The organism is Paraflavitalea soli (assembly GCF_003555545.1).
GTDB classification, from domain to species: Bacteria; Bacteroidota; Bacteroidia; order Chitinophagales; family Chitinophagaceae; genus Paraflavitalea; species Paraflavitalea soli.
Genome location: NZ_CP032157.1, coordinates 6,940,419 through 6,964,945 on the forward strand (window position 1 = coordinate 6,940,419; position 24,527 = coordinate 6,964,945).

16 protein-coding genes are annotated in these 24,527 nt (G+C 47.3%); all 16 read left to right on the plus strand.

The annotated features are described in order from the left end of the window. The first annotated feature begins 202 nt into the window (after nt 1–202). The 16 genes from D3H65_RS26740 (at nt 203) to D3H65_RS26815 (ending at nt 24,423) form a co-directional block, all read left to right on the plus strand. Nucleotides 203–1,072, plus strand: a complete 870-nt coding sequence (locus tag D3H65_RS26740) for a helix-turn-helix transcriptional regulator (protein ID WP_119053234.1) — start codon at nt 203–205, stop codon at nt 1,070–1,072. A gap of 210 nt (nt 1,073–1,282) precedes the next feature. Beyond that, the gene (gene ppk1, locus D3H65_RS26745; RefSeq protein ID WP_119053235.1) at nt 1,283–3,373 is read left to right on the plus strand and encodes a polyphosphate kinase 1; all 2,091 of its coding nucleotides are present in this window, start codon (nt 1,283–1,285) and stop codon (nt 3,371–3,373) included. A gap of 84 nt (nt 3,374–3,457) precedes the next feature. Beyond that, entirely contained in the window at nt 3,458–7,081 is a 3,624-nt protein-coding gene (locus D3H65_RS26750; RefSeq protein WP_119053236.1) for a BamA/TamA family outer membrane protein, read from the plus strand. Nucleotides 7,082–7,098: 17 nt separating this feature from the next. Next, nucleotides 7,099–9,408: a tetratricopeptide repeat-containing sensor histidine kinase gene (locus D3H65_RS26755; protein WP_119053237.1), complete on the plus strand. Its 2,310-nt coding sequence runs from the start codon at nt 7,099–7,101 to the stop codon at nt 9,406–9,408. Nucleotides 9,409–9,456: 48 nt separating this feature from the next. Continuing rightward, on the plus strand, nt 9,457–11,574 hold the full coding sequence (locus tag D3H65_RS26760) for a sensor histidine kinase (RefSeq protein WP_119053238.1): 2,118 nt from the start codon (nt 9,457–9,459) through the stop codon (nt 11,572–11,574). A gap of 46 nt (nt 11,575–11,620) precedes the next feature. After that, the gene (locus D3H65_RS26765; protein ID WP_119053239.1) at nt 11,621–13,597 is read left to right on the plus strand and encodes a sigma 54-interacting response regulator; all 1,977 of its coding nucleotides are present in this window, start codon (nt 11,621–11,623) and stop codon (nt 13,595–13,597) included. Between the two features lie 387 nt (nt 13,598–13,984). Then, nucleotides 13,985–14,890, plus strand: a complete 906-nt coding sequence (locus D3H65_RS26770) for an AraC family transcriptional regulator (protein ID WP_119053240.1) — start codon at nt 13,985–13,987, stop codon at nt 14,888–14,890. Between the two features lie 21 nt (nt 14,891–14,911). Then, a complete protein-coding gene (locus D3H65_RS26775; RefSeq protein WP_119053241.1) occupies nt 14,912–15,565 on the plus strand; it encodes an NAD(P)-dependent oxidoreductase in 654 nt (217 codons plus the stop codon). A 110-nt stretch (nt 15,566–15,675) separates the two neighbouring features. Continuing rightward, nucleotides 15,676–16,530 carry a pirin family protein gene (locus D3H65_RS26780; protein ID WP_119053242.1) on the plus strand — a complete coding sequence of 285 codons (855 nt, stop codon included), beginning with the start codon at nt 15,676–15,678 and terminating at the stop codon, nt 16,528–16,530. 147 nt (nt 16,531–16,677) lie between these two features. Further along, the gene (locus D3H65_RS26785; protein WP_119053243.1) at nt 16,678–17,151 is read left to right on the plus strand and encodes a Dps family protein; all 474 of its coding nucleotides are present in this window, start codon (nt 16,678–16,680) and stop codon (nt 17,149–17,151) included. Nucleotides 17,152–17,319: 168 nt separating this feature from the next. Further along, complete coding sequence (locus tag D3H65_RS26790; protein ID WP_119053244.1) at nt 17,320–17,862, plus strand: YceI family protein; 543 nt, start codon at nt 17,320–17,322, stop codon at nt 17,860–17,862. A 296-nt stretch (nt 17,863–18,158) separates the two neighbouring features. Further along, entirely contained in the window at nt 18,159–18,692 is a 534-nt protein-coding gene (locus D3H65_RS26795; protein ID WP_119053245.1) for a YceI family protein, read from the plus strand. Nucleotides 18,693–18,723: 31 nt separating this feature from the next. After that, nucleotides 18,724–19,659 carry a ring-cleaving dioxygenase gene (locus D3H65_RS26800; protein WP_119053246.1) on the plus strand — a complete coding sequence of 312 codons (936 nt, stop codon included), beginning with the start codon at nt 18,724–18,726 and terminating at the stop codon, nt 19,657–19,659. A gap of 82 nt (nt 19,660–19,741) precedes the next feature. Next, nucleotides 19,742–20,695 (plus strand): ring-cleaving dioxygenase, encoded by a 954-nt coding sequence (locus D3H65_RS26805; protein ID WP_119053247.1) that lies wholly within the window; start codon nt 19,742–19,744, stop codon nt 20,693–20,695. 68 nt (nt 20,696–20,763) lie between these two features. After that, nucleotides 20,764–21,384, plus strand: a complete 621-nt coding sequence (locus D3H65_RS26810) for an alpha/beta hydrolase (RefSeq protein WP_119054673.1) — start codon at nt 20,764–20,766, stop codon at nt 21,382–21,384. 126 nt (nt 21,385–21,510) lie between these two features. Continuing rightward, nucleotides 21,511–24,423, plus strand: a complete 2,913-nt coding sequence (locus D3H65_RS26815) for a triple tyrosine motif-containing protein (protein WP_119053248.1) — start codon at nt 21,511–21,513, stop codon at nt 24,421–24,423. Nucleotides 24,424–24,527: the final 104 nt, after the last annotated feature.

Genomic DNA, 24,527 nt, shown 5'->3' on the forward strand with positions numbered 1-24,527 from the left:
GATCACCGCGTAAAAATAATATGCACCGGCAACATTAATAGTTTAGCGCCAAACCTTGTGCTGGCAATAGCTGGCAGGCGCCAGGAATACTCCGCACTAACCTACTTAAGTCGAAAAATTATAATTTGTTAACCATTGCCACGTAGCTGTTTCTACTTCTGAACCGAATTTCCCCTAATTTCATCCTAAAATCCAGGCATTCATGACCGCAACACCTGTATTGGATATTGGGAGATCAGTGGCTAATGTTCCTTTTGAGATTCACACCATGGATTGGATTGCCCAAAACAGGTTCCAGCAGAATGAAGTTCCCCACCGCCATAGCTATTTTGTGATCATTTGGATAAAAAACGGGGCCGGCGTTCATTTTATCGATGTTGATAAGTACGAGCTGGAAAACAATACCGTTTACTGCCTCACCCCCGGACAAATACACCTCCTGAAGGCCGATGGGCCTGTTGACGGCTATGTGATCTCTTTTACTGCCGAATTCCTGAGCCTGAATGAAGATAATTTTAACCTCCTCTTCAATACCGGCCTTTTTTATACATTTTCCCATTCCCCGGTCATTAAAGTCTCAGCAGAAATGGCCGATGATATGGGCGGCGTGGTAGAGAAAATGATGAAGGAATACGCCAATTTCTTTCTCCTCCGGTCGGAAATACTCCGGGGTTTTCTTAAAATATTCCTGATCTACCTCACCCGCCAGTTTGAAGGAGCTGAACCCCATGCCCAACAACCCAGAAATATTGAGCTGGCCAAGAAATTCCTCTCCCTGCTCGAAAAGCAATTCGCTACCAAAAAGATGGTGGCAGATTACGCAGATCAGCTGGCCGTTACCCCCAATTACCTCAATGAGGTGATCAAAAAGGTCTCTGGTTTTCCGGCCAGTCACCATATACAGCAACGCATTGTGCTGGAGGCAAAGCGGCAGGCAGCTTATTCTGATGTCAGTATGAAGGAGATTGCCTGGCACCTCGGGTTCGACGACGTGGCTCATTTTAGCAAGTTCTTCAAGAATGTCTCCGGCTCCAGCTTTTCCGATTTCCGGAAAGAGCTTATCACCCGCTAGCCGGAGCCTCACTGGGAGATAGAGCTGTCGAAGCGATCGGCTCGCAGCTCGCAGCTCAAAACTTGTCCCGCCACAGCGGGAGCTCGTGGCTTGTATTCCATAAAATGTACAATTCTTCCCACTATTTATCAATGGCCTTTCTCAGCCCGTAATATAGCTTTGTGGGTAATTTGGTAACTTGTAATATTCCGTCAGGCTTTTAACTTTTGTATGCAGATATCTAACTTTTTCAGCAGGGACATCAGTTGGCTTTCTTTCAATCAGCGCGTATTAGCAGAAGCCGGTAGGGACACCGTGCCATTGGCAGAACGTGTAAAATTCCTTTCCATCTATTCTTCCAACCTCGATGAGTTTTACCGCGTCCGTATGCCCGCCCTCATGGCATTACAGAAGATCAATAAGTCTAAAGCCGATCAGGAAATGATCTATACCGGTGCACTCGAAGAGGCTAAAGGCATCATTCACCGCCAGCAGGAACTATTTGGCAAAACCATTGGCAGTATCATCCCTTTGTTGGAGCAGCACCACATCCGGCTACTGTACAACCAGCCCATCCCCCAGGAAATATTGCCAGGATTAACAGAATACTTTTTTACCCAGGTATTGGCATTTATTCAGCCCGTTTACCTGGCCGATATCAGGCCCGACTTCTTTCCCGGCAACAATAAATTATACATCGTGGCCGCCCTTCAGTACCCCGGTAAAGGAGCTGACTATGCGATCATCAATATCCCTTCCGACACCTTGCCCCGCTTTAAAGCCTGTACCCTGAATGGCACTACCTATATCGTTTTTTTAGAAGATATTATCAAACACCACCTGCCTTATGTATTCCGGCAAGCTACCCTGGCCGGCGCCTGGAATTTCAAGATCACCCGCGATGCAGAACTGAACCTCGAAGACGATTTCGAAGAGGACATGGCCGAAAAGATTGAAAAACAGATCATGAAACGGGATTATGGCTTCGCTACCCGCTTCCTGTACCAGCCCGGTATACCCGCCCCCTGCCTCGAATCGATGATCACCCATTTCGGGCTCACCAATGCCAGCATTGTGGCGGGAGGTACCTACCACAACCTCAAAGACCTGGCCGCACTTCCCATAAATAAAGGTGGGTCGCCTTCCAAAGGCGGCTCACCTGCATCTGTTCCCGAATATGAACCCTGGCCCGCCATTATGCATATCGAGGCCGACAAAACCCGCTCCCTGTTTGAGGCCATTGCCGCCAAAGACCTCATCATTCATGCTCCCTACCAATCCTACAACACTGTATTGCGCTTTTTCAATGAAGCAGCTATTGATCCCGCCGTATCAGAGATCTACGCTACCCTTTACCGCGTTGCCGACGACTCAAAGATCGTTCATGCCCTCATCAGTGCAGCCCGTAATGGTAAGCAGGTCACCGTACTCGTGGAGCTAAAGGCCCGGTTTGATGAAGCCAACAATATCCGCTGGGCACGGCAAATGAAAGCCGCCGGCGTAAAGATCATTTACTCCGAACCCGCTTTAAAGGTCCATGCCAAAATTGCCCTCGTCAAACGAAAAGATAAAATTGGCACGTACTATGCAGGATTGCTCGCTACCGGCAACCTGAATGAGAGTACCGCCCGGTTCTATACCGACCATATATTACTCACCTCAGATTATGCCATGTTGAGCGAGATGGAGCAACTCTTTGTATGGCTGAGCCAGCGTAAAAAGACTGGCAATGCCAACATTAAGTTCAGGCACCTCCTGGCGGCCCGGTTCAACCTGCAGCGGGCTTTCATGGATATGATCGACCGCGAAATAGCCTGGGCCAGGCAGGGCAAGCCAGCTAAGATCATCATTAAGCTCAATAACCTCGAAGAGAAAAAGCTCATCAGCAAATTGTATGAAGCGTCCCAGGCAGGCGTGATCATTCAGCTCCTGGTAAGAGGTATTTGCTGCCTGATGCCCGGCGTGCCCGGCATCAGCGAAAACATCACCGTCAGGCGTATTGTAGACCGGTATTTGGAACATGGACGCGTATTCATCTTCCTCAATGGAGGCCAGGAAGAGATATACCTGGGGTCCGCAGACTGGATGGACAGGAATATCTACCGCCGCATAGAAGTATGCTTTCCTGTGTATGATAAAGAGCTGCTGCAGGAAATAAAAGACATAATAAGTTTGCAGCTGAGGGATACCGTACAGGCCGTGCAACTGGACAGCCGTCTGCAAAACCAGCCCGTAGCTGCTGCCGAAGAAAATATCCGTTCCCAGGAAGCTATTTACCAATACCTGAAGAACAAAGCAACAAACCAGGTAACCATATCCTAATTTTGCAGCATCAACGGCTAACAGCTGGCTTTTGCTCGAAGCTCGCAGTTCGTTGCCCGCAGCTTGTATTTAAACCAAACTAGCATGAAAAAACATCTATCCACGCTTGTCTTATTGTGTACTGTATACCTGGCCCATGCGCAGGATAGCATTGTTCACCGGGTGATCCTCATCGGCGATGCCGGAGAGATTAGTAAAGACCAACAACATATTATACCCATGGCCGCCGAAATGGTCATCAAGGGCAAGACTACCGTGCTCTATTTGGGCGATAATATATACCCCACTGGCATGGGATTGCCAGGATCTAAAGACGAAAAAAAGACCCAGGACATCCTCCGTTCACAATATTCACCCATGCGCAGCAACGGCGCCGCCGTTTATTTTATTCCCGGCAACCACGACTGGGACAGGATGGGCACCAAAGGACTGGCTAAGATCAAAAGCCAATGGAGTTTCCTCGACCAGCAAAACGATCCCTTGTTAAAAATGGTGCCGCCCGATGGTTGCCCCGATCCCATAGAGATCAACATGGGCGATAGCCTCACCGTTATTGCTTTCGACAGCGAATGGTGGTTATTCCCTTATAATAAAGACAACAAAGAAACCGACTGCGATTGCCGCACCAAAGAAGATGTAACAGCCCGATTGATCGAACTGCTCTATAAGAACAGGTACAAAATGATCATGCTGGCATCCCACCACCCCTTCCAGTCTTATGGTCATCATGGCGGCTATTACTCCCTCAAAGATCATCTCTTTCCCTTCACTGCTATCAACAAAAACCTGTACATACCCCTGCCTGTCATTGGCTCTTTATACCCCATACTAAGAAAGACCATCGTTAGCCCCGAAGACATGGGCCATCCCCTCTATAAAAGCATGATCAAAAATATTGATCAGTACGCCGCACGCCTGCCCAACCTTATTCACGTAGCAGGCCATGAACATGGATTGCAGTTCATTAAAAGCGGCCAGGTGCAGGTAGTGAGTGGTGCAGGAGCCAAACGCAATTATGCACGGGAAGGAAAACATTCCCTTTTCGCTACCAGTAGATCCGGGTTTGTTACCGCCGATCTGCTGCTCAATAACAACCTCCGGTTTACCTATTATTCCGAAACACCAGCGGGTGTTAAGCCTTCCTTCTCCTATACCCAGCAATATGTAAGAGTAGAAGAACAAGAAAAGCTGGCCATCAAGGCCATGCCCCAGGACAGCATCACCGTAGTGCCCCTGGCCAGGTTCGACAGTGTGGGCAGCTTTCACCGATGGCTATTTGGTGAGAACTACCGGAAGGATTATGCCATGCCTACCACCTTCCCCGTCCTGCACATGTCTGAAATAAAAGGCGGCTTAACCCCCAGCCGTCTCGGTGGCGGCCATCAATCCAAATCATTACGACTCCTGGATAAGGAAGGCAAAGAGTGGGCCCTCAGAAGCGTAGAGAAATACCCCGATGTATTATTGCCCGAAGCCCTTCGCGAAACTTTTGTAAAAGACCTTCTCTCTGATAATATGTCCTCTAACTATCCCTATGGTGCGTTGGTGGTTCCCCCCATTGCCCGCCTCCTGGGTATACCCCACTCCAATCCCATCATAGGTTGGGTAGCGCCCGATACCGCATTGGGTATTTATTCCAATACGTTTGCCAATACCTTGTGTTTGCTGGAAGAACGCGAACCGTTGGGGGAATCAGACAATACCCCCAAAATGCGCCGCAAGGTAGACGAGGACAATGACAATAGTTTTGACAGCACTTTATACCTGCGTGCACGTTTGCTGGATCTCCTCATTGGCGATTGGGACAGGCACGAAGACCAATGGCGCTGGGTACCCGAAAAACAGGGCAAAGGCAAGAAATACCTGGCAATCCCCAGGGATCGTGACCAGGTATTTTACACCAACCAGGGCGTATTACCCGGACTGGCCAGGATGCGCTGGTTGCTTCCTTTTCTCCAGGGCTTTAAAAGCGACTATCATAACATAGAGGGCATCTTGTGGGAAAGCAGGGCCCTCAATGGCAGGTTCCTGGTGCAGTTTAGTTATGAAGATTGGATGCGCATTACCAATGAATTTGTAGCGGCCGTTACCGATTCTGTATTGGAAGAAGGGTTAAAACAACTCCCCGCGGCAGCCTATAAGCTCCGGCACGATGAATTTTTGAAGATCCTCAAAGACAGGAGGAACAATCTGCCCAAGGCCATGAAGCGCTATTATACTTTCCTCAATAAGATCGTAGATATAAAAGTAAGCGACAAGCACGAGCTCGTTGAGATCACCGATGCTCCTGATAATGGCATCACCATACAGATCAATAAACTCTCCAAATCCAGGAAGACCGAAGACCTTTTATTCAAAAAGACATTTTCACCCGACCTTACAAAGGAGATCAGGCTCTACCTGTCTAAGGGTAACGACAGTGTGCGCATCAACAGCACCAACAATGGCGTTAAAATGCGTATCATAGGAGGCGAAGGCAGTAAATCCTACGAGGTGGCCCATGGAAAGGGCAGGATAAAACTCTATGAGCAGGAAGACAATGTTACTTATACCGGCGATGTGAACAGGCTCCGTAAACGTTTGTCAAATGATAGCGCCCACACCGCCTTTGTACCCGTAGACCTGTACAATGTGACCATGCCCCTGGCAACTATTGGTCTCAACGTAGACGACGGCTTCCTCCTGGGTGCAGGCTTCAAACATATACGCAAACAGGGCTTCCGCAAAAAACCGTACTCTAAGGTTACATCTTATTCAGGCATACAGCAATTATTGGTATCCCACTCCTTTTCTACCAAAGCCTATAAAATTGATTACAAAGGCGAGTGGATACATGTATTTGGTAAGGCTGATGTGATCACCCAGGCAATCATAAAAGCGCCCAACAATACCACCAACTTCTTTGGACGCGGTAACGAAACTGAATTTGACAAAACCGGTAACTTCAAAAAGTACTACCGCGCCCGCTTCAATACTTACCAGGCATGGGCTGCCTTGCGTTGGGGCAATACCAAAGGCAGCAGCATCAGTGTAGGTCCAGCCGCACAGATCTACCGTTTTGATGATGATGGGAACAAAGGCAGGTTCATCGAAAATACATCGATGATCGGTTCCTATGATAGTGCCACCGTTGCCGACGATAAAGCCCATGGCGGACTTATTTTGAATTATATCAGTGATAAAAGGAACAACCCGATCCTTACCTCCTGGGGCTCTTACATCAATATCCGCTTGCAGGGGTTCGCAGGGTTGAATACCTATTCCAAATCATTTGCCCAGCTTATTCCCGAAGTATCCTTCTACAAGCCATTGAATGCAAGAGGTACTATAGTTCTGGCAAACCGCGTGGGCGGTGCTGTTACCGTAGGAAAGACGACTTTCTATCAATCTGTTTACCTCGGCGGGCATGAAAACCTGCTCGGTTTCAGACAATATCGTTTTGCCGGTGATCACAGCCTGTACAATAACCTGGAGATGCGCATTAAACTCACAGATATCGGAGGATATGTATTGCCGGGTATCATGGGCATGATCGCTTTTTATGACATTGGCCGGGTATGGCAAAAAGATGAACATTCCAAAAAGTGGCACAATGGCGTAGGTGGAGGCCTCTTCTTCGCCCCAGCCCAAATGATCGTTATCAGAGCATTGGCAGGGTATTCCAGTGAAGGGTGGTTGCCTTTCGTGGTAGTAGGCATGAGGTTTTAGAAACGCGCATCATACATATGTTCAACCCCAAAACCATAATCGGTTCATGGCTCATAGGCTGTGTCATAATAGGTACAGCATTGGGCGCTTTCGCACAAGCGTCCCCTGGCCGTTCCCACAAAGAACTGACAGCGCTGCTACAAAATACGGCGCCTGATACCAACCGCATTAAAATATTGCTGGAACTGGCCAGGTATTATGATGCCAAACCGGGAACATATGTAAATGAGGCCGACAGCGCATTTGCGTATGCTTCAAAAGCGAAACAGCTCAGTGATCAGCTGCAGGCTATGGCTTGGCAACACGAATGCCTGTTCTTATTGGGCGATATGTATTTTGAGCGTAGAGATTATGAACATGGCCGCGCATGTTTTTTACAAGTCATTACTGATCTTCAAAGGTCAGGTCAGAAAGAACAGGAAGCTATTGTTTGGACCAGGCTGGCCAATACCATTCCCGATAAAGTAGCGACCCATCCCGATAGTGCTTTTGCAGAACACATGCGCTACTTTAAAAAGGCGCGGGAACTCTACCAGCAAACCGGGAATAAAGAAAAAGAAATTGCATCGACCAAAGATGTGGCAGATGTGTACCTGCACCAGGGAAAGCGCGATAGTGCAGAACAGGTATTACTCCGGGTGCTGAAAATGTACCAATCCATCCATTACGCCAACCTGCATTATACATATGATCTGCTGGCGGCAGTTTCTACCGCAAAAGGTAACTACCAACAGGCACTTTTCTATGCCCTTGAAGCTGTCAAGAGCATGCAGGCTACTGCCGATAGTGCTTCTGCCGGCTTTTTTTACGGCAGGCTCGCGGGCATATACAAAGAATTAGGCCATATTGATAAAAGTATCGAGTGGTACCAGCGAACAGTGGGATATTTCCAGCAAAGCGTTGAACGGGCCATACATAGCCCTATGTACAGGTACAATAGCCACCTGGTACGTGCATTGATCCTCCAAAAGAAAGAAAAACAGGCCCTCCAATCCTTATTGAACACCAGAGATAAATTCCCGCCTGTTCGCATGTCCGACAAACAAGCCGTGGCTATTTCCTTAGGCGATTGTTATACCGCTTTGAAACAATACGAGCTGGCAGAACAGTATTACCTGGAGATGGTGGCCTGGGAAGAAAAAATGAACCAGGGTAATTCCTTCACATTCGATGTGTATTTTCTCATGGGTCAATTCTACCTCAACAGGCAACGCTTTGACCTGGCCCGTCCTTACCTCTCAAAAGCAATGGCCCTGGCTCCGGGTATAGCCATAGCGTCCAGGGTCAGGGATCTTCACTATTTAATGTTCAGGGTTGACTCCGCCACAGGCAATTACCTGTCCGCTATCACCCATTTCAATAAACATAAAGCATTAAATGATTCCCTGTTCAATGAAAATAAAAGCAGGCAAATAGAAGAACTCCAGGTAAAATATGAGACCAGCAAAAAAGAAGAGAATATAGGGTTGCTCCAACAGAAAAATCAATGGCAGAATGACCAGTTAAAGCAGGCAAGGCTCACCGGCAATCTCACCATTGGAGCCGTAATCCTGCTGCTCATCATTGTAGCATTGCTGTACAATCGCTACCGTACACGCCAGCGCAACAACCATCGCCTGGAAATGAAGCAGGAAGAGATCAATGCCCAAAATTCCTCCCTGCAGCAACTCCTTACCGAAAAGGATAAGTTGCTCGAAGAAAAAGAGTGGCTGGTGAAAGAGATCCATCACCGGGTAAAAAACAACCTCCAGATCGTTATCAGCCTGCTCAATACACAAACCGCTTACCTCGACAACGAAGCAGCCCTTACCGCAATCCGGGATAGCCAGCACCGCATGCGCGCCATGTCCCTCATCCACCAGCGACTGTACCAATCCGAAAAGGATTCCTGTATAGATATGCAGCATTACATCCGGGAGTTAGTCGATTATCTGGACGATAACTTCAACCTCGGCCATCGCATCCGCTTTGACCTGAGCATGGAAAAGATTGACCTGGATGTAGCGCAGGCTGTACCGGTTGGCCTTATACTCAATGAAGCCATTACCAATGCCATCAAATATGCTTTCCCCGGCAACACGGCAGGCATCATTTCCGTTTCGATGAGCTTGGCAGATAACAACTTGCTATTGGTCATCAGCGACAATGGACCGGGGTTGCCGGCCGGTTTTGACATAACAAAGATCAAATCCCTGGGCATGAGCCTCATGCAGGGACTCACACGACAATTAAATGGTACTTTTAATACCACAAACAACGATGGCCTTCAGATCACGATCCAATTTCCGGATGAGAAAATGACAAAATACAGTGCACTTACTGCATAGCCCGCTATGACATAACTGCCCTGGCAACGATAACCAAATCATTTCCCAATGCTCAAATGGCTGCTTTTAACCTGCCTCACAGCATTCGCTGGCATCAATGCTGCGGCACAAAAGCAGTCCGTACAATCAACAACAGAACAACCCGGCAATCCTGCCGCACAAGCTGTCGCCCTGCTGAAGGCGGGAAAAATACCCGAAGGAAAAGCGGCATTTATGAACCTCATAAAGAAGGCGCAGCAACAAAACAACAAAGAACAGGAAGCTGCGTGGTGGATGCAATTGGGCAATAGCCTGCCCGAAGAAGACACTGCTGCTGCCGGAAAGATCGCCAGCCTGCAAAAAGCATTGGAAGCGTATGAGTCGATACCCAACATTAAAAAACAGATAGCGCTTCTGGAAAAAATAGCCTCCCTATACATCCGGCTGGATAATATGGACAAGGCCGAATTAGAATTGAATAAATTGTTACAACTACAGCAATCCCAGAGCATCCGGGAAATACAGAATACCTGCGATCTGCTCACCATAGTATACCGGGCCAAAGGCAATTTAAGCCAGGCGCTTTATTATGCCATGCAAGCCATCAAAATAGCCGAAGGTGTAAACGATTCTATCAAATTAGGCCGTTTTTACAGCAGATTGTCCTTCGTTTACAAAGACCTGGAGCAACACGAACAATGCATGTACTGGCAAAGAAAGGCGTTTGAATGGCAGTTGCGGCAGCCAGCAAAAGACACTTTTGCACTCTATACAGCAACAGATAACATCGTTAATACCTTGATCCTGGTAAACAATCCCCGCGAGGCATTGAAAACTGCCCTGGAGATCATGGACAAATACCCCGCTGAAAAACCCGATCAAAAGCATGTGGCCGCTATGATGCTGGCTAAGTCCTATGAAGCCCTTACCCAACCACAATTGGCTGAAAAATATTACCTCGAGGCTGTTGCATGGGAAGAGCAAAACCCACATGGATTTACCTTGCGGTTTCAAACCTATTACCAAACAGGAAGGTTTTACAGCGAGCAACGGAAATATGAACAATCACGGTATTACCTCACCCAGGCCGCTAATACAAAAGGCTTCGTCAATAGCGCAACCCAACGGAATGTACAGCTCTTGCTTTTCAGGGCCGACTCAGCCGCAGGCAATTACCAGGCCGCCATCGATCACTACCAGCGATACAAGGCCATCAACGACACCATGTATAATGTTGCCAAAAGCCGGCAAATTGAGGAAATGCAGGCCAAGTATGAGTCCGATAAAAAAGAGAAGGACATACAACTTCTGCGCAGGGAAAGCCAGTTGCAACAAAGTCAGTTGAAACAGGCTTCCCTCGCATGGACCGTTACCATTGCCATTATAGCCCTGCTGCTTATCATCATCGCTCTATTATACAACCGGTATAGGATCAGGCAACGTAGCAACCGCCAATTAGAGAACCAGCAAAAAGAGATCAACCTTAAAAATGTATCCCTTCAAAAACTGGTCAATGAGAAAGATGGGCTCCTGGAAGAAAAAGAATGGCTGCTGAAAGAAATACACCACCGCGTCAACAACAACCTGCAGATAGTGATGAGCCTCCTCAATACACAATCTGCCTACCTCGACAATGACTCTGCTATTCTTGCTATCCGCGATAGCCAGCACCGCATGCGCGCCATGTCACTCATCCACCAGAAACTATACCAGTCTGATAAGGTCGCCAATATCGACATGCAGGCATACATTGAAGAATTGACCAGCTACCTGGATGATAATTTCAATGTCAATAACAGGATCAGATTCCAGTTATACCTGGCTCCGCTTGAACTGGATATTGCTCAAGCTGTCCCCCTGGGCCTCATTATCAATGAGATCATCACCAACTCCATGAAGTACGCTTTTCCCGGTAACAGTCAGGGAACGATCCATATTTCCATGGAACTGGTGGAGCTGGGTGATGTACTCCTGGTGATAGCCGATAACGGAAAAGGATTACCACCCGGTTTTGATATAGCCGGTACCCCTTCACTGGGCATGAGCCTGGTACAGGGCCTTACCAAACAACTAAACGGAACCTTTGTCATCAAAAGCCGGGAAGGCGTTACCGTTAATATCAGGTTCCCACAGGAACGGAGCGGATATTTCACAGCAGTCGATCACGTAGAAGAACAACCTGTCTGATCAAAAGACCGGTAATGCTTATTCCAGCATAGCGAAATGAAATTGTATGACCGAACAAGTATTGATTGTAGAAGATGAATTCATCGTGGCCAATGACCTCATGCTCATATTGGAGAAAGCAGGTTATAAGGTTTGTGGCATTGCTGCTTCCGTAGAAGAAGCCCGTGCAATCATCCGGGAGAATAAACCGGGCATGGTATTGTTGGACATCTACCTCAAAGGTAAGTTGACCGGCATTGATCTTGCCCACGAGTTGAGAGAACAACACATCCCCTTTGTCTACCTGTCCGCCAATTCCAACCAGCGCGTACTCGAAGCTGCCAAAGCCACCGGGCCCTATGGCTTCCTGGTAAAACCTTTCCGCGCAAAAGATGTATTGATAACACTCGACATTGCACGCTACCGCCACAAACACAGCCTTGAGTTCAGCCTCCGGCAGGAAGCCCTTCTCCAGGAAAAACTAACTGCCATCTCTACACAGCCATTCGATCGGGAGAAAAAAATGTTCATGGCGATCAGTATCCTGCAGCCTTTTATTCCCTTTGATTTGCTAGTCGTTAATAATATAAAGAATATACAGGAACATAGATCATTTGAAGCTTTTCTGCGGATAGGGTTTGATGAATACCAGGCCATTGGTGTCAGTGAACTATTGACGATTACCGGGCTCAGGATGCAGGAATGGAATAAGATACAAACTGAGACCATTTCAACAATTACACCCGCCTGTATCAATAACACTGAATTTCAAAAAGCCTGTGAGGCCGATCCCATAAAGAAACTGGTAGCTACTGCTTTCCAGGTAAATGCCGTACTCACCCAGCCTGTTACCACAGGCGCCGGTGAAACATATGTCCTGTCATTTTTCAACCGCTCCTCCGATACCTGGCATGCAGGTCACCTGGCATTATTACAAAGATTACAACCATCCCTGGGGTCCATCATTAGCCAGGAGCCCATTGCAGGCAATGAAGATCCTTCCACTGCGCCCTATAAAAATGCGCGATCAGGTACTGAAAACCCTGGCGTCATTTCCCGTTTCGAAGGCATCGTAGGCAATAGCCATCAATTATTGGCAGTGCTGGACCAAGTAGCCCAGGTAGCTCCCTTCGATACTTCTGTATTGATATTGGGCGAAAGCGGTACCGGTAAAGAACGCATTGCCCATTCCCTGCACCATATGTCCGCCCGTGGATCGAAGCCATTCATAAAAGTCAACTGTGCCGCCCTGCCGCCCACCTTGATCGAGTCTGAATTATTTGGTCACGAAAAAGGAGCATTTACCGGCGCCACCGACCGGAGGGTGGGGAAGTTTGAACAGGCCAATGACGGTACCATCTTCCTGGATGAGATCGGCGAAATGCCCCTCGAATTACAGGTCAAATTGTTGCGTGTATTGCAGGAAAAAGAGATAGAACGCATTGGTGGCCGGTCCTCTTTCAAGATCAATGTACGTATTGTTGCCGCCACCAACCGTCACCTCGAAAGAGAAGTAGCAGAAGGCCGTTTCCGGCTCGACCTCTATTACCGCCTCAATGTATTTCCCATCATCCTGCCGCCTTTACGCGAGCGCAGGGAAGATATCAAACACCTGGCTCATCATTTTGCTGCCCTGGCCTGCCATCGCAACCGGAAAGCTTTTAACGGCATTACACCAAAGATGGTAGCTGAGCTCGAAACCTGGAACTGGCCCGGCAATATCAGGGAATTGGAAAATGTAATAGAACAAGCTGTCATACTCAATGATGGCATCTCTCCCCTTGAATTAAAACGACCTCTCAATACAGGTGTTGTCCGTGAACCGGTACTCCTTTCCCCACTTCAAAATGTGTCCACCGCCCAGTCACTCACCGATATCCGGAAGATGCAGGATGATACCGAACGTGAATACATCATCAGCATCCTTCGCAAAGCCAATGGCCGCATCAGGGGAGAAGGTGGGGCCGCACAACTGCTCAACCTCAAACCCACCACCCTCGAATCCAAAATGCTTAAACTTGGTATAAAGAAAGATAATCTCTAACTCTCCTTTTTTGTCATCTCGAACGAAGGATACCCCCAATTTGACATTTCGAATCCCCCTTTCTGTCATTTCGAACGAAGCGTAGCGGAGTGAGAAATCCGCTATCGAAGCAAAGGCTCACCGCTCGCAGCTTTCTTCAAACTCCATTTTCTTCGGAGGCAGCTTCTAAAAACTCCGAAATTATTGGAGTTGCTATTCCTTGCCTTCCGCCGCCTGAAAAAAATATTATAGCCTCCTAATAGCCTGCCAGTCACAATCCTGCAGATATGTCAAGGACGATCTCACTATCCTTCCTGTTTATGGCGTATAAATTGAACCTGTTATGGCGTAAAAAATAACCAGTAAAACTGACCTTCTTGCCAGGTCAGTACGCCAAAATTAATCAATATGATACGCGACAAACAATCGGGTAAACCCGTAACACATGCTAAGCAGGCCATACCCTTTCAGCAAAACAACCTGCCGTTTGAGATACGTACCATTGATTGGATGGAAAAGAACAGGCAGCAAAACCAAAGCCCGCACCGCCACAACTACTATGAGATCATCTGGATAAGGCAGGGTTCGGGCATGTACCTCGTCGATCTGGAAAAGCATGAGGTAGCAGAAAACACCGTCTGTTGTGCCGCCCCTGGTCAGGTACACCAGTTGAAAGGGGGCGAACAGACCCAGGGCTTTGTAATATCCTTCAACAATGATTTCCTGCTCCTGGGTCAGGATAAATCTGCAGTCTGGTTAAACGAACGCGCTTCTCCTTCTTTTTCAAACTTTAGCGTGGCAAGGCTCAACGATGAGACAACCATCGAGGTAGACCATTTAATACAAAAGATGGTGAAGGAGTTTGATAACTTCTTCCTCCTCCGTACCGAAATACTCCTGGGATTTTTTAGGATACTCCTTATTTACCTGGCCCGTCAATCTGATAGTTCAACCCAGGCAGTTAATCAAACAAGAAATGTGGACCTGGTGAAAAGGTTCTTTACGATTGTGGAGAATAAGTATATCTCCCTCAAAAAGGTCACCGAGTATGCTGAGCATTTGGCAGTAACACCTAATTACCTGAACGAGATCGTGAAAAAAGTATCAGGTTTTCCCGCCAGTCACCATATCCAGCAAAGGATTGTGTTGGAAGCAAAGCGGCATGCTGCTTACTCCGATTCCAGTATGAAAGAAATAGCGTACAACCTGGGTTTCGATGATATAGCCCATTTCAGCAAGTTCTTTAAAAATGTATCCGGACAAAGTTTCACCGATTTTAAGAAGCAGGCTGTATATCCTTTCAACCAGGCATAAGCAGCCATTTCGAATAATATTATGCATATACTTAAGATCGCATTGGTGGGCGCAACAGGCTTTATAGGATCAGCTATACTGCAGGAAGCGCTAAGCCGGGGACATACCGTCACCGCCATGGCGCGTGATCCGGGAAAAATTATAATACAGCACAACAAGCTGCATATCCTGCCCATCGATGTGCTGGATACGGTAGCCTTGACAACAGTATTAATAGATCATGACGTGATCATCAGTGCCTGGAACCCCGGATGGGGAACGGCCAATTTATATGAACAATTATTGGAAGGATCAATATCTATTCAGCGGGCTGCTAAAAGGGCCGCTGTTCCAAGGCTCCTGGTAGTAGGGCATGCAGGAAGCCTGTATATAGGTCCTTCTCTGCAATGGGTGGACGCACCGGAATATCCGGCCTCCTGGCGGCCTGCATCCGCTGCATCGCGCGATTACCTGAACCTGCTGCAGCAGGAGTCCCAACTCGATTGGACATACATTACCCCTCCCCTTGATTTAGTGCCCGGTACCCGCACCGGTCAATACAACATCGGTACCCATAGCCCCGTATACAATGCACATGGCAAAAGTACCATCTCCGTGCAAGACCTCGCAGTAGCCGTACTGGATGAGGCGGAGAGCCCCCGGCATAGCCGCCGGCGTTTTACGGTGGCTTATTGAAAGGGAGCAACAGTAATATATACAACTCTTTCCCCCATTTGGCAAACATGCACAAGTTGCCTTACCGTACATTTGCTGATTCAATAGGACTATTCCATTGAATACAGCATATGAAAAAGATTGAGCACATTTTATACGGTCGGGAAAAGAAGATCACCGAAGAAGAAACAGTACGACAGGCACTGCCCCACAAGGACTTCCGTTTTGCCAATCCATTTATCGTACTGCACCACGCTGGCCCCACCACCATAGAAGCCGGGCAGCAGGTAAGGATCCATCCCCATCCCCATCGTGGTTTTTCACCCTATACCTTTATGTTACAGGGAGCGGGTTTTCACCGCGATAATGCCGGTAATGATGAAGTGATAAAAGCAGGTGGTGTACAGTGGATGTTTGCCGGCAAAGGTATCCTGCACAGCGAAGGCCCCACACCACAAATGCAGCAGGAGGGTGGCGTACAGGAGCTCGTACAGCTTTGGATAAATGCTCCCCGCGCCAACAAATGGGATAAGCCCTTTTACCAGGCGGCTTCCAAAGAACAATTACCCCGGGTGCTTCAGCAGGAAGGCGTACACCTCCGCTTGGCCAGTGGTGATTACGATGGCCAAACAGGACCTATCCAAAACTTCACCCCCGTGATATCAGTGGTGGGTGAGATCAGTGCAGGCCGTCAGGTATTGTTTCCCGCTACTCCCGGATATTGGGCTTTACTATACGTAATTAAGGGAGCCGTACTGATCAATAATAAGGAGGAAGTGGCGCTTCACAACCTGATCGTATTCAGCAAAGAAGGGGAGGAGTTTACCGTTAGTGCAAGTGAAGATGCGCAGGTTTTATTCCTGTCGGCAGAACCCCTGGACGAACCGGTGGCTGCCAAAGACAATTACGTAATGAACACCCCCGAAGAAATAGAACAGGCTATGGAAGATTATAAGAACGGCGTGTTTGGCCAATTAGATTACTAACAAACTTAATAGCCCCCCGCACGTCTGTCTTTTCACGTCTCACTGTAAAATGTACATCTCTTTCCATCATATGTCAATTGATTGTACTGCCTCATGCGCATAGCTTTGTATTACTAAACCGGATCAACAACCATTAATTTTTCATATATGACACCAGCCATCGGAATAGATCAGAAAGACCTGACAGAAGTAGCACACACGCTCGCCAAAGTATTGGCAGACGAGTTCCTGCTGTATACCAAAACCCGCAATGCCCATTGGAATGTAGAAGGCCCGGACTTCCATACCAAACATCTTTTCTTCGAAAGCCAGTATGAAATACTGGATGAGACCATGGATAATGTGGCAGAGCGAATCCGTGCACTGGGGCATTATGCGCCGGCAACCCTGAAACAGTTCCTGCAGCTTACCCACCTGACCGAATCCTCCAGGGAATTGAACGACAGTACAGGGTTTATCAAAGAGCTGCTTGCCGATCACGAGAGTATCATCGTATTCCTCCGGTCAAACATCAACCGGTTTGCCAACGAGCTGCATGATGCAGGCACCAGCGATTTTATCACCGGCCTCATGGAAACCCATGAGAAAATGGCCTGGATGCTGAGAGCCCATTTGAAATAAAGGAAATGCGGTCGGATCGCTGTGCTCAACGATTCAATGCCGGGCACAGCATTCCGTCTTCCGCCTTGTGTAGGATAGACATTTTTTTGGCCGCAGTATCTTACCATATTATATTCACAGATCAATGTTGTGCAGTGCCTGTTACACTAAGCATTAAACGCGCCATGTATGGAAGAGATAAATAAGGAAGTGGTTTGGGTGATCGATCCTGTGCATACAAGGATACGGTTCGATACGAAATACCTGCTCCTTACACCTGTTTCCGGGTGGTTTACCCAATTTGAAGGATCTGTTGCAACAACGGAAGACAATTTCAATGACAGCCGGGCACAGCTCACCATCTATACCAACTCTGTATACACCGGCAATGAAGAAAGAGATGCCCACCTCAGGTCTCCCGATTTCTTTGATGCAGCCAGGCACCCCGTCATCACCTGGAAGTCAAAGGCTGTTACCGTCCGGGGCGACCTGATAGAAGCCACCGGCACCTTATCCATCAAAGGCGTAGAACAGGAAATAACCCTCCAGGCCCGGCATGTAGGCTCTTGCCCCGATCCTATGGGCAATACAAAAGCAGGCTTTACACTCGATGCCACCCTGAACCGGAAAGACTTCAACATCACCTGGAACCAGTATATTGACAAACATGGTTTACTCTTATCCGATGAAGTCGTGCTCCATTGTGATGTACAGTTGTTGAAACTTCCCTGATCCTGCCACCTCGCCACCATCCACACAAGTGCAGGCAGCCTTTTTGCATCAAACCCTCGTTGCCTTTCACGCTTCCGGACTTTCCGACTTCCGGACTTTCGGACTCTAAAGCCCTTATTCCCTTTTGATCAGTCCCTAACCCATTGACACTAAACTAAATTCTCGAAAACGGCCCTCAACAGTAATATGTACAACTCTTTCCGCCGTATAGCTATTCCTTGAGAGTGATTAATGTTGCAACTTTGTATAGTCAATGAGACAAATAAACAAATTGATAATCAATAAATTAACACAACATGTCAAAGACTAAATGGGTTCTCGATCCAGCACACAGCGAAATTCAGTTTAAGGTAAAACACCTGATGATCACCACCGTAACCGGTTACTTCAAAAAGTTTAACCTGGAAGTGGAAACAGATGGCGACGACTTTACCAACGCTTCTAAGATTGAGTTTACAGCCGATGTAGATTCTATCGATACCAACAACGAACAAAGGGACAACCACCTGAAGTCTGCAGACTTCTTCAATGCATCTGAATACAAGGAAATTAAGTTCAGCGGCATCAAGTACACCGGTACCAAAGAAGAAGGTAAGTTGCAGGGGGCATTGACCTTAAGAGGCGTTACCGGAAATGTGATTGCCAATGTAGAGTTTGGCGGTATTACCGTTGACCCTTATGGTCAAACAAAAGCTGGTTTTACAGTTACCGGTAAATTAAACCGTAAAGAGTTTGGTCTCGGCTGGGGTGCCGTTACAGAAGCCGGGAACGTAGTAGTAAGTGATGAAGTGAAATTTGCAGGTGAGTTTCAGTTAATCAAACAGGCTTAAAAAGAGCGATACAGCTCAAAAGGAGATTTTTATGGACAACAGGATATTGGGCTTGCACCACATCACTGCCATAGCAGGAAATGCCCAACGTAATTTTGATTTCTATACCAGGGTGCTTGGTTTAAGATTGGTAAAAAAGACAGTGAACTTTGATGATCCCGGTACCTACCACTTTTACTACGGTAATGAGGTGGGCACTCCCGGTACCATCCTCACCTTCTTTCCCTGGGAGGGCATAACCACCGGCTATGCAGGAACGGGTATGGCTACCGAGATTGGCTATTCCGTACCCGCTGGTAGCCTCGATTTCTGGAAAGAGAGATTTGATCAGTACAAGGTAAAGCAGGAAGCCACCGGCGAAAGGTTTGGCGAACTCTACCTTCCTTTCCAGGATCCTGATGGTCTCAGACTCGCCTTGAATGTGCCCAAAGTAGCTGATAACCGAAAAGCCTGGGTAACTTCAGGTATTACAGAACAGGCTGCTGCCAAAGGGTTTCACAGCGTCACCCTCACACTGAAAAGTATCAAGGGAACCGTAGCCGTATTGACCGAAATATTCGGATACAAACTGTTGGAACAGGAAGGTAACAGGTACCGGTTTATCACCGATGCTGTTGACAATGCAGCCATTGTAGATATCATTGAAGATCCCCAGGGTAAGACCGGGCAGGTAGCTGGTGGTACCAATCACCACGTAGCCTTCCGCGTGGCCAATGATAATATACTGATGGAGTTCCGGGAGAAGATCGAAAAACGTGGTTTTAATATCACCCCGAAGATCGATCGTAATTATTTCTTCTCTTTGTATTTCCGCGAGCCGGGTGGCGTATTGTTTGAAGTAGCTTCCGACAACCCGGGTTTTGCTACCGATGAATCCGTAGCCGAATTGGGTACCAATCTTAGGTTACCGGCACAGTACGAACCCATGCGGCAGGATATTGAAAAACAATTACCCGTACTTCATTAGTACGAAATGTCAGTTTGTCGAAGGGTGGGTCGCCTTTCCAAGGCGGCTCACCCCGTCCAAACTGCAACATCAAACTTAGCATATGGGAAAGTTAATAACTGGTATTCATCATGTAACCGCCATTGCCGGCGATGCCCGGAAGAACCTTGAGTTTTACGCTGGTATCCTTGGTGTAAGAATGGTAAAGAAGACCGTGAACTTTGATGCGCCCGAAGTATACCATTTTTACTACGGCGATCAAACAGGACAACCAGGCAGCATCCTCACCTTTTTTCCTTATCAGGCACTCGTAAGAGGCCGGCATGGAAAGGGCATGTTGAATACCACCACTTTCTCAGTGCCCACTACTTCTCTCGATTATTGGCTCGGCAGGTTGAAGAAATATGGCATAGCGTACAAAGAACCGGAAGAAAGATTTGCCAATGAAGTAGTAGTGTATTTTGAAGATACCGACGGATTGGGATTAGAGTTTGTGTTCAATGATAAAGACACAAGGACAGGCTATAGTAACGGCATCGTTCCGGCTCAGCATGCCATCAAGGGGTTTTACAATGTGGAAATATGGGAAGAAGGGTATGAACGCACAGCGGGATTATTGACCGAACAACTCGATCACACCCTGATAGCAGAAAAAGGCAACCGGTTTCGGTTTGCAGCCAATGATGCTCCTGGTAACTATGTTGATATAATATGTTCTCCCGATAGCCTGAAGGGCCTGGGTGGCAGTGGTACTGTGCACCATATCGCTTTCAGTACACCCGATAGGGCAGCGCAGGAGGAAGTGAGACTGCGCATTGTAAAGCGGATGCTGAACCCCACCCCTGTATTGGACAGGAACTATTTCACCTCGATCTATTTTCGCGAACCCGGTGGTGTACTCTTTGAAGTCGCTACAGCCGGTCCCGGATTTGCCATAGATGAAAGTCCCGACCACCTGGGCGAAGCCCTCAAATTGCCACCACAGTTTGAAAAGAAACGTGCCCACCTGGAAGAAGTACTCACCCCCGTTTCCATTGACCTGGCCAATTATAAGTAACTATTACTTTTGTCACCCTGAGCTTGTCGAAGGGCTATATCAGGGTGTTGATTATTGAAAGATTTTATATGCACCAGAAAGATATTATAACAGCAGGCAAGAAATTAACAGAAGCCAAAAAGGTATTGATCATGATCCATGGCCGCGGTGGTACAGCCGAAAACATACTGTCGCTGGCTGAGCACCTTGCTGTGGATGACTATGCCCTGCTTGCGCCCCAGGCTACCGACAACACCTGGTATCCTTATTCTTTCATTGCGCCCCTGCAGCAAAATGAGCCCTCCCTATCTTCAGCCCTCTCTGTACTCAGCGATACCGTGAATGAACTGATTACCCAGGGTTTTACGGAAAAACAACTGTACTTCCTGGGTTTCTCCCAGGGAGCTTGTCTTACCCTGGAGTTTGTGACCCGCAATGCTGCCCGCTACGGAGGTGTAGTTGCCTTTACGGGCGGATTGATTGGCGACAAGATCTACCAGGAACACTATAGTGGCGACTTTAAAGGAACCCCTGTTTTCATAGGTACCAGCAACCCCGATATGCATGTGCCCGTAGAAAGAGTGTATGCTACCTCTAATATTTTAAGGGATATGAATGCCGATGTCACCGAAAAGGTATACCCCAATATGGGCCATACCATTACCCAGGATGAGATCGACAATGCCAATACCCTGATATTTAATAAATAGTTGGAAAAATCAATGCACGATCTTTAACTTCACGGCATAAACAGTGCGGTTGGCAGAGTTTATCCCGCTTTGCGGGACTGAGCTTGTCGAAGCCTTCGAAACCAGGCCCTGTTGGTTGTGAATATTATGCTCCGGATACGATACGTCATATCACTAACTATAATTTGCTGTAACTTCTTTATTGCGTCTGCGCAAAATACCATTGGCATTCCCACCATTGTCAATTATACCCGCCAGGCCTACAATGCCGGCAACCAGAACTGGAATATTGGTCAGGACAACAATGGCTTAATGTATTTTGCCAATAATAAAGGCTTACTGGTCTTTGATGGCACTTCCTGGAGAACTTATCCCATGCCCGGCGGCACCATCGTCCGTTCATTGGCCATCGGCGACAGCAATAAAATATATGTAGGAGGACAGGGCGAATTTGGTTACTTCTCTCCCGCAAAGAATGGTGAACTGACTTATAACTCACTCAAAAAATTAATACCCCCAAACGACAATGACTTTGCCGATGTATGGAATATCTGTATCTGGCAAAAACGGGTATTCTTTCGCTCCAATAAAAGGATATTTGAACTGGAAGGCAATGTGATCACCGTTCACAAAAGCATCGACTGGGCATACATGGGTATCACCCCGGCTGGCCTGATGGCCTGGGACTTTACCAATCGGCTCGTTACTTATAACAGGGGCGAATGGTTGCCCGTCATCAAAGTAGGCGTCCTTCCCCATGATGTGCGGTTAACCACTGTCCTGTCCATTGGTAAAGACAGTATTTTATTAGGCACCCTCAATCATGGATTGTTCATCTTAAAGAAAGATACCGTATCCTGGTTCAATGCGCCGGGCATTAAGAATTTCCTCGGAAAGAATATCTTTAATGCCTGCCTCCTTTCCCCTGACAGGATCGCACTCGTTACCAATTTAGTAGGGTGCATTGTCATTAATAAGCAGGGTGAATTTATTCAGCGCTTTTCCAAAAAAGAAGGCCTCCAGAATAATAATATCTTAAGCATAAAATTAGACCGCGATAAAAACCTTTGGCTCGGTCTGGACAATGGTATTGACCTTATTTCCTACGACAACGCCATTAAAAGTATTTACCCCGATGGCGAGAATAAGAATACCGGCTATACTTCCATTTTTTACCACGATCAATTGTACTTTGGACTATCTACCGGACTATATAAAGTAAACCTGCCACCAGGTAATACCGATTATAGCTATGCCAGTGCTGATATTGATTTTGTGCCCCAAACAGAAGGGCAGGTGTGGGGACTTTCTATTGTCAACGATCATTTACTGGTAGCCCACAATAGAGGAGCTTACCAGGTAGAGAATGGGAAAATTAAAGTAATTGACGATAAAACAGGGTTCTGGACCTTCAGACCCTTGTATACGACCGATCCTTCACCGGTTATGTTTGCCGGTACCTACAACGGGATCAACTTCTACAATTACAACAAGGGAGCTTTTACCAATCCTGTTATCCACGCCCAGTTTGAATCAGCCCGCTATGTGGTAATGGAAAAGGATACTATTTGGATAGCGCATCCCTATAAGGGGCTGTACAAGGTAGCTTTCAATGCAAAAGGACAACCTTTTGCTATCAGGTACCAGGATAAGAAAGGGATATTGTCGGCCAACCGCAACCACCTGTACAAGCTCATGGGTAAGATGGTGCTCACTTCCGATAATGGCATTTTCGAATATGACAGCATTCAAAATGATTTTGTAAGGTCGGCTGCCCTGGAAAAACTCCTCGGTACCGATCCCTTGAGTTATATCAAGGAGGATAAGTTTGGTAACCTGTGGTTTAGCCGCGATAAAAGAGTAGGCATTGTCGACAGGTCGGGGCCCACTCCCCGCCTATTGTACATCTCCGAAATTGACGATAAAATAATGGGCAATGGATTTGAGAACATCAACGTAGTGGACAGCAACAACGTTTTCATTGCAGCCGAAAAAGGGTTCTTCCATATAAATTATGCCCAGTATAAAAAGAGTAGACATCCTTTATTTGTGCGCATCCGGCTGGTAAGATCTGCGGCACAAAAAGAAAGTACAATTGTTGGCGGTTATGGTCCAGCGCCAACGGAGCTTCCAATGCCAAACATTAAATACAGCGATAACTCCCTGCATTTTGAAATGGCTTCCAGTGTATATGGGCAGGAACAAAACACCGAATACGCCTGGTACCTGGAGGGATTTGATAGAGATTGGTCTCCCTGGATCAAAAAAACAGAGAAGGATTATACCAATTTGCCCGAAGGTACTTATACATTCAAGGTCAAGTGCCGCAATACTGCAGACAATGAGTCAACCGTTGCCACCTGGTCATTTCGCGTATTACCACCCTGGTACAGGAGTTGGTGGGCCTACTCCCTGTATGCATGCTTATTATTTGGCTTGCTCTACATTTTTTACAAACGGCAGCAGGACAAATACAAGCGTCTGCAACAGTTAAAACTCCTGGAACAGCAGCAAAAGTATGCCGAAGAGCAAAGGCAGTTACAGGTGCAGCATGAGCTGGAGATCGGCAGAAGCGAGAAGCAGATCATGCAGTTGGAAAATGAAAAGCTGGAGGCTGCATTAGAACACAAAAATGCTGAGCTTGCCTCTTCTGCCATGAGCCTCGTCCGGAAGATGGAAATATTGACAAGGCTCAAAGAAGACCTGGTTCAATATAAGAACAGCGCCGGGACCGATAAGGGTGGTAAAGAGTTTCAGAAGATCATGCGCGTAATGGACAAAGAACTGGACCATGATGGTGAGTGGGAGCAGTTTGCCAACCATTTCGATACCGTGCATACCAATTACCTCCGCAAGCTCAAAGAACAGTGTCCCGAGATCACCGCCTCAGAGCTGAAACTGGCCGCCTACCTCAGGCTTAGCCTTACCACCAAAGAGATTGCTCAATTGATGAATATCTCGATTCGTGGGGTAGAGACCAGCCGGTACCGGCTCCGCAAAAAACTGGGCATCTCCAATGACGTTAATCTCTTCGACTACCTTATCAGCATCACCCGGTAGAATGGAACTCCGTCACGCAAAGCTGATCGTAGCAAACGGCTCGCAGCTCATAGCTCGCGGCTCGTAGCTTTTCGGAAAATGCTTTTCTCCGTAAGAAATACTGG

Bases quoted from the DNA above. Each gene is read 5' to 3' on its own strand.
- D3H65_RS26750 (WP_119053236.1), top strand. From the start codon at position 3,458: ATGAAAAAACATCTATCCACGCTTGTCTTATTGTGTACTGTATACCTG.
- D3H65_RS26780 (WP_119053242.1), top strand. From the start codon at position 15,676: ATGAAAAAGATTGAGCACATTTTATACGGTCGGGAAAAGAAGATCACC.
- D3H65_RS26805 (WP_119053247.1), top strand. From the start codon at position 19,742: ATGGGAAAGTTAATAACTGGTATTCATCATGTAACCGCCATTGCCGGC.
- D3H65_RS26760 (WP_119053238.1), top strand. From the start codon at position 9,457: ATGCTCAAATGGCTGCTTTTAACCTGCCTCACAGCATTCGCTGGCATC.
- D3H65_RS26740 (WP_119053234.1), top strand. From the start codon at position 203: ATGACCGCAACACCTGTATTGGATATTGGGAGATCAGTGGCTAATGTT.
- D3H65_RS26785 (WP_119053243.1), top strand. From the start codon at position 16,678: ATGACACCAGCCATCGGAATAGATCAGAAAGACCTGACAGAAGTAGCA.
- ppk1 (WP_119053235.1), top strand. From the start codon at position 1,283: ATGCAGATATCTAACTTTTTCAGCAGGGACATCAGTTGGCTTTCTTTC.
- D3H65_RS26770 (WP_119053240.1), top strand. From the start codon at position 13,985: ATGATACGCGACAAACAATCGGGTAAACCCGTAACACATGCTAAGCAG.
- D3H65_RS26815 (WP_119053248.1), top strand. From the start codon at position 21,511: ATGCTCCGGATACGATACGTCATATCACTAACTATAATTTGCTGTAAC.
- D3H65_RS26765 (WP_119053239.1), top strand. From the start codon at position 11,621: ATGACCGAACAAGTATTGATTGTAGAAGATGAATTCATCGTGGCCAAT.
- D3H65_RS26810 (WP_119054673.1), top strand. From the start codon at position 20,764: ATGCACCAGAAAGATATTATAACAGCAGGCAAGAAATTAACAGAAGCC.
- D3H65_RS26795 (WP_119053245.1), top strand. From the start codon at position 18,159: ATGTCAAAGACTAAATGGGTTCTCGATCCAGCACACAGCGAAATTCAG.
- D3H65_RS26775 (WP_119053241.1), top strand. From the start codon at position 14,912: ATGCATATACTTAAGATCGCATTGGTGGGCGCAACAGGCTTTATAGGA.
- D3H65_RS26800 (WP_119053246.1), top strand. From the start codon at position 18,724: ATGGACAACAGGATATTGGGCTTGCACCACATCACTGCCATAGCAGGA.
- D3H65_RS26755 (WP_119053237.1), top strand. From the start codon at position 7,099: ATGTTCAACCCCAAAACCATAATCGGTTCATGGCTCATAGGCTGTGTC.
- D3H65_RS26790 (WP_119053244.1), top strand. From the start codon at position 17,320: ATGGAAGAGATAAATAAGGAAGTGGTTTGGGTGATCGATCCTGTGCAT.